This is a genomic window from uncultured Friedmanniella sp. (assembly GCF_964244005.1).
In the GTDB taxonomy this organism is placed as follows: domain Bacteria; phylum Actinomycetota; class Actinomycetes; order Propionibacteriales; family Propionibacteriaceae; genus Microlunatus.
Genome location: NZ_CAXTHG010000001.1, coordinates 143,031 through 155,363, shown reverse-complemented (window position 1 = coordinate 155,363; position 12,333 = coordinate 143,031). Strand labels below are relative to the sequence as shown.

The following is a 12,333-nucleotide window of genomic DNA, read 5'->3' as shown; positions in this document are numbered from 1 at the left end:
CGACGTAGTTCCGGAGTACGACAGCTGGAAGTAACCGGCCTTGGCGACGCAGTTGGCCACGTTGCAGATGCTGTCCCCGAGGGTCGTCGGATCGACGTCGCTGTAGAGCGAGGATCAGCGCGAGGAGCGCGAGCGGAGCAACGGCGATGCGAGCGCGTGAGGTAGTCATGGCCTGACCTTCACGGGAGCCGCTGACGACCGACCTACGTCCCGGTCATGCGCCCAAGAGCGCGCAGTGTGAGCGAGGTGCGGCCGATCTCGATCACGTCGCCGTCGTGGAGGGGTTCGTCCTCGACGACGCGTCGGCCGTTGAGCAGGGTCCCGTTCCGCGACTTCAGGTCGGAGAGGACGAGACCGGCCGGGGTGAGGTAGATGAAGGCGTGCTGCCGGCTGGCCCGGTCGTCGGCGATGACGACGTCGCTGTCCGGGTCGCGTCCGACCCGGGTCCGCGGTAGCAGGCGGAAGACCTCTCCGGTGGCGGAGACGAGCTCGGAGGCGACCTCGTTGGTCGGCTCCCCGACCGTTGCTGCCAGTACGGCCGGCGGGTGGGGTCGGGGATCCTCACGCCGCAGGTTCTGGCGGAGGATGTCGAGCTCGAGCTGCTTGACCGCCGGGCTGGGGTCGATCCCGAGCTCGGCGTCGAGCACCTCCCGGAGGCGCTGCAGCGTCGCCAAACCTTCCGCTTGGCGACCGAGGTGGTAGAACGCCACGGCCTGTTTCGCCCAGAGCTCTTCTCGCAGGGGATGGCGGACGGTGAGGTCCAACAGCTCGGGCAGCACCGCCTCATAGCGGTGGCACTGCAGGTCGGCGTCCAGCCTGAGCTCGAGGGTGAGCAGCCGCACCTCACCGAGGGCCGTCGCGAAGTCGACGGCGAAGGGGAACCGCTGCAGGTCTTCCAGGGGTACGCCGCGCCACAGAGCGAGTGCGCTCGCGAGCGACTCGGCGGCCTGCTCCGGGCGTCCTGCCCGCAGGTCGGCGGCGCCACGGTCGCGGCGAGCGGTGAGCTCGACGAGGTCGACGCTGGCGTCGTCGACGACCAAGCGGTAGCCCGGCGGGCTGGTCTGCAGCACGCTGCCCCGGGATGCGCCCGCGCTCGGCTCGTCCGCGTTCGGCAGGGTCCGGCGGAGCCCCGAGACGGCGACGTGGACGCTCGACACGGCCGACCGGGGCGGGGCGTCGTGCCAGATCTCCTCGATCAGGGTGTCCATCGACACCACTCGGTTGCGGTTCACCAGGCACAGCCCGAGGATCGCCCGTTGGTGGGCCCCGCCCAGTGCGATCGGCTGACCCCCGAGCAGCACCCGGAGGGGGCCGAGGACCTCGTACCTCAGCGGGGTCGCGGCCGGGAGAGACGGGCTCACCGGTGCAACCACGCCAAGTAGCCGAGAACGCCGAGGCTGATGCCGAGGACGGCGATGGCCAGCCGGAACCCCAGCAGCCGGCCGCGCGCCGGTCGGTAGACCGGGGGCACCACCCAGGACGGAGGCCCGTCCGCGACCTGGAGCGTGGTTGCCGGCTCAGACCGTCCAGCCGCCAGTGGCGGCCGCTCGAGGCCGAGGTCCGCCGTACCGGCCGCCAGAGCAGGCGGGCCCTGCTCGGTCCCCAGGTCGGTGGTCGCCGGTGCAGCAGCGTCGAGGACGGCCGCCCGGCCGGGGATGAGCGCGTCCCAGCGGTCGGGGGTGAGACCGTCCAGGGCACGGAGGAGCTCGTCGGGACGGCCGCGGCGGCGGGCGTCCTTCTCCAACAGGCTGCTCAGCTCGGCGGCGACGCTGGTCGGCAGACCGGGCAGCACCTCGTTCGCGGGGACGGGCACGGCGTGCAGGTGGGACTCCGTGACCGAGTGCCACGTCGGCGGGGCGTAGGGCCACCGACCGGTCACCAGCTGGTAGGCGAGCACCCCGAACGCGTAGTGGTCAATGCTGGGCGCTTCCAGCTGGGGGTGCAGGATCTGCTCGGGAGCGAGGTAGAGGGGGGTGCCCGTCACGACGGAGCCGACGGTACGAAAGGCGTTCGCGTCGCGGGGCAGCCGGGCCAGCCCGAAGTCGGCGAGGACCGCCCGGCCGTTCTCGTCGAGCAGCACGTTCGCCGGTTTGACGTCGCGGTGCACGATCCCTTGCTGGTGCGCGGCGGCCAGCGCCGCCGCCAGGTCGCCGAGCGCGTCCACGACCTGGCTGCCCGTCAACGTGGCGGCCGCCGCGCCCAGGTCCCCGCGAGGCTGGTGCTTCATCACCATCGCGAGCGAGGCCGGGCCCTCGTGCAGCTGGAAGACCGGGAGGATGTTCGGGTGCCGCAGAGCCGCGAGGACCCTGGCTTCTCGCCGTAGCCGCTCGACGTCAGCCGAGGCGGTGATGACCCGGATCGTCTTGACGGCGACGAGACGGTCCAGCGCGAGCTGGCGGGCGAGGACCACGATGCCGTTCGCGCCGTAGCCGAGCACCCGGACGAACTCGAAGCCCGCGGGCAGGTCGAAGGCAAGGCCCGGCATCAGATCCGCTCGACGGTGATCCGCCAGGTCACCCTCTGCAGCGGCACCTGTTGGTTCTTGCACTTGTCGAGCTGAAGGTCGACCGCGGAGCCCTTCATCGACACGACACCGCGCTCGTCGCTCTTGCTGACGCTCAGGGTGCGCTTGTACCGGCTGGTGACCGTATAGCCCTGCTTCTTCTTGGTCTTGGTGTCGATGCAGTCAGACTCGTAGGTGAAGTTCTCGCCCAGACCACCGGCCTTGCTGGTCAGGGTCCGCTCGGAGCTGCTGTCGTCGACGGTGCTCTCGCACTTCTTGGCACAGCGGGTGGTCACCGTCCAGGTCTGGGTGACCTTGCTGCCCACCTTGTAGTACGAGGTGTTGCTCGCGGTCACTGTCTCCCGGTATCGGTAGCGGCCGACGAAACCTGCTTGGGCTGGCTTGGGACTAGCTGACGGGGTCGGCGAGGGAGTCCTGACCGAGACCGGTTCCGCCGCAGCGCTGACCGGCGCGGCCGCTGGCACTGCGGTGGTGGTCGAGGAGTCGGACCGGTTCACGGCGACGGCGGCACCAACCACCGCGAGGACCGCCACGCCGGCGACCGCGGCGATGGCGGCCGGTGCTCGGCCCACGCGCCCCACGTGCCTCACGCTCCGGACCGCTGTCGACATCACGGGGCTGCCGCCACCCGCGGCCACCTCCGTCGCCACCGCTCCGGCCCCGGCGCCTGCTCCCAGGACGGCGAGGAGGGCCGGTGTCGCGGCGGCCGCTGCCGTACCTACGCCGGCGGTGGTCCACCACCCCGCCCCGAACGCTCGCTGGGCGGCGTCGCTGAAGTCGTCCAGGAAGGACTGCGCGTCGGGGTGCCGCAGGGCAGGGTCGGTGGAGAGGGCGCGCTGCAGCACCGGGACGACCGGCGCCGGCAATCCGCCCAGCTCGACCGTGCCAACCGGGACGCCCTCGGCGGTCACGCTGCTCGCCTTGCGCAACGCCCGGGTGACCACGGCAGCCGCGGAGTAGACGTCGGAGGTGAGCGAGAGCGGCTGGCTCGCCAGCGACTCGGGGCTGGCGAAGCCCGGCGTGCCGCCACTGCCCACCTGCCCGAGCGTCCCGGCGAGGCCGAAGTCGATCAGCTTGGACTCACCACTGGTCTCGACCAGGATGTTCTGCGGGGCGAAGTCGCCGTGGACGACCCCCTGGCGGTGCGCGTGGGCCAGGCCCAGCAGTCCGCCCCGCACCACCCCGAGAGTCTGGGCCACGGTGAGCCGCCCCGCCGTGGACATGATGGTCGCCAGCGAGGCACCCTCGACCCACTCCTCGGCCAGCCACAGGCCGTCGTCAGCCGTGACGAGGTCGAAGACCCGCACGATGTTCGGGTGGTCCAGCCGCGCGAGCACGGCAGCCTCGGAGCGCAGCCGATCCATCGCGTCGGCCTGGGCGGCGTGCAGCTGCTTGAGCGCCACGTCGATGCCCAGACCCGGGTCTCGACCCTTCCAGACCGAGCTGGACGGACCTGCGGCCACCCGGCCCACGACTTCGTAGATCCCAACCCGCATGAGACACTCCCGTCGATCACGCGAGGCCACCCCGCCTAGCGGCGAACGCTAGCAGTTTCAACCTGGGGCGGGGGTGGGTCTGGCCGTAGATCTGTCACGCCCAGTCAGCGGGGTCGGGCGGCCTCGCTCACGGGCCCGCAGCACCCTCGTCGCGGTCGAGCTGTGACCCTCGGGCCAGCTGTATCGCCTCAGCGGCCAGCGTCGGGTCGAGGTGGTCGCGATCGACCCGTCAGCGGCGTTCGCAGGAGCGATCGTCGAGCACCTGCCGCGGCCTCAAGGTCGACCCTGCGTGGGCGCACCGCAGGCCGGCGGCAGTCACGATAGGGTCCGCGGCGGCTCCTCGTGCCGCTGTCCACAGGCGAGACTCGCCCTCGGTCGGCGAGCCTGACGACTCGGCCCGTAGGATCGTCCGACGGTGAGCGTCTCGGTGGTGGATCTGGTCGTCTCGGTGGCTTCGCAGGACGACGCCGCCGGGATGGTCGACGTCATCCACGCCGCCTTCGGGGCCCGTCCGGCGCTCGACCCGCCGTCCACCGCCAGCGAGGAGACGGCCGCGACGGTGGCCGCGCAGCTCGCCTCGGGTGCCGGCGTCTACGCCGAGGTGAACGGACGACCGGCCGGCGCGATCCTCGTCGTCGCCGACGGTACGGACGCCCGCGTGGCCACCTTCCGACGGGTCTCGGTGCACCCTGACTTCCAGCGGCACGGCATCGCCTCGGCGATGGTCGCGGCCGCCGAGGAGGTCGCCGCCCGGGCCGGGTACGACCGGGTGGAGCTGTTCGCCCGCGGCGAGTTCGCCGACCTGATCGCCTACTGGCAGCACCGCGGCTACGTCATCGACCGGCCCGGCCCGTACGGGGTCGTCCTCGCCAAACCGCTGCCCACCGTGCTCACCGTGGCCACGGCCGAGGACATGCACCAGCTGGGGGAGCGGCTGGCCGGACTGCTCCGGCCCGGTGACCTGGTCATCGCCACCGGCGAGCTCGGGGCGGGCAAGACGACCCTTGCTCAGGGCGTGGGTCGCGGCCTGGGGACTGAGGGTCCGGTCATCTCGCCGACCTTCGTGATCTCTCGGATCCACCCGTCACAGGACGGCGGCCCGAGCCTCGTGCACGTCGACGCCTACCGGCTGTCCGGGCCGGACGAGCTCGACGACCTCGACCTCGACGCCACCCTGCCCGACGCCGTCACCCTGGTGGAATGGGGCGCCGGGCTCGCCGAAGGTCTCGCGGTCGACCGGCTCGAGCTCGAGATCGTGGCCCGTCCGGACGCCGACACCGGCGCCGACACCCGGCTGGTGGCCCTGCGGGGCGTCGGACCGCGCTGGGACGCCGTCGACCTGTCCGTGCTTGCGGGAGACACCCGTGCCTGAGCCCTCGGCCGACGGACTGCTCGTGCTCGCCGTCGACACCGCCACCACCGTGGCCGTCGGACTGGCCCGCGGCGGCACCGTGCTGCAGGTGGCCACCCTGGCCGACCGGATGGCGCACGCCGAACAGCTGACCCCGATGGTCCACCGCTGCCTGGACGCCGCCGGAGTTGTCCCGGCCGACCTCGACCTCGTCGTGGCCGGCCTCGGCCCTGGCCCGTTCACCGGGCTGCGGGTCGGCATCGCCACCGCCCTGATGCTCGCCTCGGCGCTCCACCTCCCGTGGCGCGGCGTCTGCACGCTGGACGTGCTGGCCGCCCAGCTGGTCGCCGAGCACACCGAACCGCCCGCGGATTTCGTCGTGGCGACCGACGCCCGCCGACGCGAGGTCTACTGGGCCCGCTACGACCGTCGGGGGGTTCGGGTCGACGGACCGCACGTCAGTCCCGCCGCCGAGGTGCCGCCGCTGCCCACGATCGGGCCGGGTGCCGACCTCTACCCCGACCACCTGCAGGCCGTGCTCGGACCGCGCACGCTCGACCCGGGCGTGATGGCCGTCCGCGGTCCTGAGCTGCTCGACGCCGGCCGTACCCCGCTCTACCTGCGTCGGCCGGACGCCACCGAGCCGACCCGGCGCAAGTCGGTGCTGCTGCCCGCGTCGGCCGCCGCCCGCCGCCCGGCGGACCGGGGACGTTCGTGACGACGAGCGAGACGTCCGCGACCACCATCACGGTCGCCCGCCACGACGACCTGCCGGCCATCCTGGCCCTGGAGCGGACGGGCTTCGCCGAGGCCGAGCAGTGGAGCGAGCGCAGCTGGGCCGGCGAGCTCGCGGGATCTGGCCGTACGGTGCTGCTGGCTCGCCTTGAGCAGGTGGCCGGGGTCATCGCCCTGCGCACCACCGGCGAGCTGGCCGACCTGCACCGGCTCGTCGTCGCTTCCGGTCGCCGGCGCAGCGGCATCGGGTCAGCGCTCGTCCGGGCCGGTCTGGAGGCTGTCCGGCACGCGGGCGCGCTCGCGGTGATGCTCGAGGTCGGCTACGCCAACGAGCCGGCGATCGCCCTCTATCAAAGGATCGGCTTCGAGCAGCTGCGCGCCCGACCCGACTACTACGGTCCGGGTCAGCACGCCCTGATCCTCAAGCTCTACGACCTCCCCGAATGGCCCGCGCGGTACGCCGCCGCCGAGCGCGAGCTCGCCCGCTGGAACGAGGCGGACCAGTGACCGGGCCACTCATCCTGGGCATCGAGTCGTCCTGCGACGAGACCGGCGTGGGCATCGTCCGCGGCCACGAGCTCTTGGCGAACGAGGTGGCCTCCAGCGTGGAGGAGCACGTCCGGTTCGGCGGGGTGGTGCCCGAGGTGGCCAGCCGCGCCCACCTGGAGGCGATGGTGCCGACCCTGGAGCGCGCCTGCGCCGCCGCCGACGTCGACCTCACCGAGCTCGACGGCATCGCCGTCACGGCCGGACCGGGGCTGATGGGCGCCCTGGTGGTGGGTCTGGCCAGCGCCAAGGCCCTGGCGCTGGCGCTGAACGAGCCCCTGTACGGGGTCAACCACCTGGCCGGGCACGTCGCGGTCGACCTGCTGGAGCACGGTCCGCTGCCCTCACCCTGCGTGGCTCTGCTGGTCTCCGGCGGGCACACCTCGCTGCTGCACATCCCCGACGTCGCCACTTCCATCACCGAGCTCGGCTCCACCATCGACGACGCCGCGGGGGAGGCCTACGACAAGGTCGCCCGCGTCCTCGGCCTGCCCTATCCCGGCGGTCCGGTGATCGACCGGGCCGCGACCGGCGACCCGAAGGCGATCGCCTTCCCGCGCGGGCTGACCGCGGCCAAGGACGCCGAGCGGCACCGCTTCGACTTCTCCTTCTCCGGGCTCAAGACCGCGGTCGCCCGGTGGGTCGAGGCCCGCGAGCGCGATGGCGAGGACGTGCCGCTGGCCGACGTCGCCGCGAGCTTCCAGGAGGCCGTCTGTGACGTGCTCACCGCCAAGGCCGTGGACGCCTGCCTGGCGACCGAGACGCGCTCGCTGCTGATCGGCGGCGGCGTCGCGGCCAACTCGCGGCTGCGGTCGCTGCTGGCCGAGCGCACCGCCGCGGACGGCATCGAGCTGCGGACGCCGCGGCCGGGGCTGTGCACCGACAACGGAGCGATGATCGCCGTCCTCGGCTCGGAGGTCGTCACCGCCGGCCGCCCACCGTCGGCGCTGGACATCGGCGCCGACTCCTCGCTGCCGGTCGGCCGCATCCTCGTCTGAGGCAGCGCAGAATGACGCTGTGTCACTGTTGGGGCCAACGTCTGGGACCGGGCCCGCTCCCGTCCTCCCGTTCGGCTTGACCCCGGAGGCGCTGGCCGCGGCCATGGCCGAAGCCGACCCGGACGGCCTCGGCGCCGCGGGCCGGCTGCGGACGGCGTACGGGCCCGACCTGGCCGCGGCCGCTCTGCACCAGGCGTCGCTGCGGGCTCGCGCGCGGGCGAAGTTCGGCGCCGACGCCGACACGATGTTCTTCACCCGTGCCGGTCTGGAGCAGGCGACCCGGCCGGCGGTCGCCGACCATCACGCCGCCCGGTTCCGCGGGGCCGGCGCCCGGCGGGTGGTCGACCTCGGCTGCGGGATCGGGACGGACGCTCTCGCCTTCGTCCGGGCCGGGCTGGAGGTGGTCGCGGTCGAGCGGGACCCCGACACCGCCGCCGTCGCCCGGGCCAACCTGGCCGGGAGGGCGGAGGTGGTCTGTGCCGACGCCGAGGAGGTGGCCGCCGACCTGCTCGAGCCTGGCGTCGCGGCCTTCTGCGACCCCGCCCGGCGTACGGACCGGGGACGGCTGTGGCGGGTGGCCGACTTCACCCCCGGCTGGGACTTCGTCACCGGTCTGCTGGCCGGTGACCGGGTGGCCGGGGTCAAGCTGGGACCGGCCCTGCCGCACAGCCTGGTGCCTCCGGCGGTCGAGGCCGAGTGGGTGACGGCGGGTTCGGAGACGGTCGAGGTCGCGCTCTGGGCCGGCGCCGGCGCGCAGCCGGGGGTGGACGCGGCGCTGCTGCTGCCGGACGACCGGCTCGCCGTGACCCGGCCTCTCCCGGGGCGACCCGAGCCGGCCCTACCCGTGGGACCGGTCGGTCAGTACCTGTACGAGCCGGACGGCGCGGTGATCCGGGCGCGCGGTCTCGGGATGCTCGCCGACCGTCTCGGCGCCTGGTTGCTCGACCCGCAGATCGCCTACCTCACCGGTGACACGCTGGTGTCGAGCCCGTTCGCGGTCGCCTTCGCGGTACGGGAGGTGCTGCCGTACGACCGCAAGGCCCTGCGCCGGTGGCTGCGCGACCACGAGGTGGGCACGTTGGAGATCAAGAAGCGGGGGCTCGACGTCGACCCCGCCGAGCTGCGGCGGCGGCTCGGCCGCCACGGTTCGGCCGCGGCCACCCTGGTGCTCTCGCGGACCCCTGCCGGCGCAGTGGCGCTGGTCGTCGAGCGCAGGTAACAACCAGACGAACGACACGTTGCACTTGCCGTTCGAGGGTGTGAGTCCGCTCACGCCCCCCGCCCAGGATCAGTCTTCGGGAGCGGTTGAGCCCTCAATCGCACACTACGCTGCCAGCACATCCCCACCCAGTGAGGCCACGAAGCGGAGACCGACGTGTGCACCCAGCCCCAACAGGCTTCACGGCCCCCTGCTCGCCGACGACGGGCGGTCGTCGCCCTCGTGACCGGATCCCTGGCGGCCCCGGTGCTGGCGCTGCTGGGCCCCGCCCCGACCGCGAGCGCGGCCACCCCGACCTGTGCCTCGTTCGACACGACGGTGCTCGAGCGGGTCCACCCGGTCACGCAGACCAACTCGCTGACGCTGTCCAGGGGCCAGTCGGCCGCGACGGTGTCGCTGGGCTTCACCTCGGTCCGCGACGCGTCCGTACGGGCGGCCTCGGACGGCGGCACCGGTCTGGTCGCGGTGCACCGGCTCTGGCGGCCCAGCCGCGGTGGCGACTTCTTCTACAGCACCTCCCCGACCGAGATCAGACGGCTGGTCACCACCCTCGGCTACCTCGACCAGGGCACCGTCTTCCACGCCAGTGTGGTCCCCCGCAGCTGCCTCGTGGCCGTCTGGAGCTATCGCCACGGCACCCGGCACCGCTACGTCACCAGTGCGGCCGACAAGGCGGCCCTCGTGGCGGCCGGCTGGAAGAAGCAGAAGCTGCGCTTCTACCTGGCCAAGGCACCCGTCGACCCGACCTTCACGATCGCCGTGATGCCCGACACGCAGCAGGAGGTGCTGAGCGACGGCGACGGCCGGCTGCGCAACCGCGCGAACTACCTGGTGCAGCAGCGCCGCAAGCTCGACCTGCGCTACGTCAGCCACACCGGTGACGTCGTCAACTGGGACACCGGCGACCACGCCCAGTACCGGCGGGCCGCTGCTGGGCTCAAGCCGTTGGAGACGGCCGGGATCCCGCTGTCGCTGAGCATCGGCAACCACGACACCCGGGCGACCTGTCCCGGCGGCAGTGCCTGCGACGCCGCCAAGACGCGGCAGCTCTTCCGCACCACGGCGACGTTCAACCGCTACCTCAACCCCGGTCCGCTCGACCAGGAAGGAGCCTTCGAGGCCGGCAAGATCGACAACACCTACCACGTCTTCACCGCCGGCGGCGCGAGCTGGCTGGTCCTGAACCTGGAGCTCTGGCCGCGCAAGTCGGCCGTCCGCTGGGCCCAGCAGGTCGTCGCCTCGCACCCGAAGCACAACGTGATCGTGCTGACCCACTCCTACCTGACGTCCTCGGGAAAGATCTACTCCGGCCGCGGCGGCTACGGCGACACCAGCGGGACCTACCTCTACGACAACCTGATCTCGCGGTACGCCAACATCCGGCTCGTCTTCTCCGGCCACACCGGCCAGGCGAAGCACCGTGTCGACCGCGGGGTCCACGGCAACCGGGTCGACTCCTACCTGCTCGCCGTGCACTCCGCCACCACCAACCCGATGCGGTTCCTCACCATCAACACCTCGACCAGGTCGATGCGGACCTGGGTCTACGCGCCGTGGACCAAGCACACCTATACCGGCGCGGGCTACTCGGGCCGGGTCACCGGCCTGAAGTGGCTCCGCTGAGCTCGCTCGTCTACTCCCCGTTCGAGGCCGAAACGTGATCGTTTTGTTATGGGCCTTTTATCGTTCCGTGATCTAGCACTAGGATCAGCCGGAGTCGCCCGGGGGGGCGCACCTACGAGGAGCCCGATCTTCATGTCGTTCGACCATCGTCTCCACCCGACCGTGGCGTCCAGCCCGCGCCGCCGGCTGCGCTCCGGTTGCGTGCTCGGCACCGCTGGCCTGCTGGTGACCGCCGGCCTCGTGCTGTCGCTGGCCACCGTGGCGGCGGCCACCGCGCCCAGCTGCTCGGCGTTCAGCGAGCCCGTCTACCGCGTCGTCAACCCCACCACGGCGGTCAGCCTCGTCACCCGGTCGGCTGGTGAGGCGACCAAGGCGGTCAGCTACGGCTTCACCGACCAAGGCACGGCGTTCCTGGCCGCGTCCAGCTCGGGCACCGGACTGGTGCCGGTGCACCGGATGTACCGGCCGGCAACCGGTGACTACCTCGCGACCAAGTCCACCACCGAGCTGGTCTCCGCCACCCAGAAGTACGGCTACGTCGACCAGGGCATCTCCTTCTACGCCTCGGCGGTGAAGGCGGACTGCCTGCAGCCCGTCCAGCGCTACCGCAAGGACGGCAAGCACCGGCTGGTGACCACCGACGCCGACAGGGCCGCTCTGGTCGCCGCTGGTTGGACGTACGAGAACGTCGCCTTCTACGCCGCGCCGGCCACCTCGAGCCCGGCGCCGGCCCCGGCTCCCGAGCCCGAGCCGACACCCTCGCCCAGCACCGGCAGCACGTTCAGCTTCGCCGTGATGCCTGACACCCAGCTCGAGGTGCTCTCCGGCACCGACACGCGGATGGTCAACCGCGCGAACTGGCTGGTCAAGCAGAAGGTCTCCTTCGTCGCCCACACCGGTGACATGGTCAACTGGGACACCCCCGACCACTCACAGATGGCCATCGCGAAGAAGTCGATGGACGTCCTGCACAAGGCGGGCATCCCCTACACCGTCGCCATCGGCAATCACGACACCGAGGCCACGGGTGTGGGCGGCAGCGCGCGGGACCCCAGCAACACCTACCAGCTGCAGCGCGACACCTCGACGTTCAACTCCTACTTCAAGGCCAGCGACTTCGGCGGAGTGGCTGGGGCGTACGAGAAGAACAAGATTGACAACGTCTACAGCACCTACTCCGCCGGCGGTTACCAGTGGCTGGTGCTCAGCCTGGAGTTCTGCGCCCGGCCGGGCGCGGTCACCTGGGCCAAGCAGGTCGTGGCCGCCCACCCGGACCACAACGTGCTCATCGCCACCCACAGCTACCTCAACGGCAACGGGGACATCGACTCGAGCAACCAGGGCTACGGCGACACCAGCGGTCGGCAGCTCTACGACCAGCTGGTCAGCCAGTACCCCAACGTCAAGATGGTCTTCTCCGGCCACGTGGGTCTGGCCGAGAAGGCGCGCGTCGACACGGGCAGGAACGGCAACAAGATCTACTCGTTCCTGACCACGATGCACGACGGCACCACCAACCCGGTGCGGATGTTCGACGTCGACACCGCCGCCGGAACGGTCAAGACCCGGATCTACGCCCCGTACACCGGCAAGACCTGGACCGAGTACAGCCAGACCCTCACCGGCGTCACCCTCGTCAAGTAATCCTGCTCGCGCTCGGTCAGGCCCCGAGACCCTGTCTTCCTCCTCGCTCGCGGGGGACGGTGGTGGTCGGGTGCCTGCTGGCACTCGTTCGGGGTGAGTGCTAATGTCAAAACTGGCACTCTCCCCTGGAGTGTGCCAATGGCCGAGATGGCACCGCGACGACATCTTGACCGCCTGCCAACCGCACATCCCATACT

At 71.8% G+C, this 12,333-nt stretch carries 10 protein-coding genes; 7 read left to right on the top strand and 3 right to left on the bottom strand.

Going from position 1 to position 12,333, the window contains the following annotated elements; translation table 11 throughout:
* Positions 1 to 203 precede the first annotated feature (203 nt).
* The 3 genes from ACFE76_RS00710 to ACFE76_RS00700 are packed head-to-tail and all read right to left on the bottom strand — an operon-like array spanning position 204 to position 4,020.
* Positions 204 to 1,361: a BTAD domain-containing putative transcriptional regulator gene (locus ACFE76_RS00710; protein WP_375429808.1), complete on the bottom strand. Its 1,158-nt coding sequence runs from the start codon at positions 1,359 to 1,361 to the stop codon at positions 204 to 206.
* Positions 1,358 to 2,485, bottom strand: a complete 1,128-nt coding sequence (locus tag ACFE76_RS00705) for a serine/threonine-protein kinase (RefSeq protein ID WP_375429807.1) — start codon at positions 2,483 to 2,485, stop codon at positions 1,358 to 1,360. The genes ACFE76_RS00710 and ACFE76_RS00705 overlap by 4 nt, the downstream gene beginning before the upstream one ends.
* Positions 2,485 to 4,020, bottom strand: coding sequence for a serine/threonine-protein kinase (locus tag ACFE76_RS00700; RefSeq protein WP_375429806.1), 1,536 nt, complete (start codon positions 4,018 to 4,020; stop codon positions 2,485 to 2,487). The genes ACFE76_RS00705 and ACFE76_RS00700 overlap by 1 nt, the downstream gene beginning before the upstream one ends.
* Positions 4,021 to 4,435: 415 nt before the next feature.
* Here ACFE76_RS00700 and tsaE point away from each other — a divergent pair, with 415 nt between their 5' ends.
* The 7 genes from tsaE (at position 4,436) to ACFE76_RS00665 (ending at position 12,136) form a co-directional block, all read left to right on the top strand.
* Positions 4,436 to 5,392: a tRNA (adenosine(37)-N6)-threonylcarbamoyltransferase complex ATPase subunit type 1 TsaE gene (gene tsaE / locus ACFE76_RS00695; protein WP_375429805.1), complete on the top strand. Its 957-nt coding sequence runs from the start codon at positions 4,436 to 4,438 to the stop codon at positions 5,390 to 5,392.
* The gene (tsaB, locus tag ACFE76_RS00690) at positions 5,385 to 6,089 is read left to right on the top strand and encodes a tRNA (adenosine(37)-N6)-threonylcarbamoyltransferase complex dimerization subunit type 1 TsaB (RefSeq protein ID WP_375429804.1); all 705 of its coding nucleotides are present in this window, start codon (positions 5,385 to 5,387) and stop codon (positions 6,087 to 6,089) included. The genes tsaE and tsaB overlap by 8 nt, the downstream gene beginning before the upstream one ends.
* On the top strand, positions 6,086 to 6,613 hold the full coding sequence (locus tag ACFE76_RS00685) for a GNAT family N-acetyltransferase (protein ID WP_375429803.1): 528 nt from the start codon (positions 6,086 to 6,088) through the stop codon (positions 6,611 to 6,613). The genes tsaB and ACFE76_RS00685 overlap by 4 nt, the downstream gene beginning before the upstream one ends.
* Complete coding sequence (tsaD, locus tag ACFE76_RS00680) at positions 6,610 to 7,650, top strand: tRNA (adenosine(37)-N6)-threonylcarbamoyltransferase complex transferase subunit TsaD (protein ID WP_375429802.1); 1,041 nt, start codon at positions 6,610 to 6,612, stop codon at positions 7,648 to 7,650. The genes ACFE76_RS00685 and tsaD overlap by 4 nt, the downstream gene beginning before the upstream one ends.
* A 19-nt stretch (positions 7,651 to 7,669) precedes the next feature.
* Positions 7,670 to 8,869, top strand: a complete 1,200-nt coding sequence (locus ACFE76_RS00675; protein ID WP_375429801.1) for a methyltransferase domain-containing protein — start codon at positions 7,670 to 7,672, stop codon at positions 8,867 to 8,869.
* 222 nt (positions 8,870 to 9,091) lie between these two features.
* On the top strand, positions 9,092 to 10,492 hold the full coding sequence (locus tag ACFE76_RS00670) for a metallophosphoesterase (protein WP_375429800.1): 1,401 nt from the start codon (positions 9,092 to 9,094) through the stop codon (positions 10,490 to 10,492).
* A gap of 132 nt (positions 10,493 to 10,624) precedes the next feature.
* A complete protein-coding gene (locus ACFE76_RS00665) occupies positions 10,625 to 12,136 on the top strand; it encodes a metallophosphoesterase (protein ID WP_375429799.1) in 1,512 nt (503 codons plus the stop codon).
* The last annotated feature ends 197 nt before the right edge of the window (positions 12,137 to 12,333 follow it).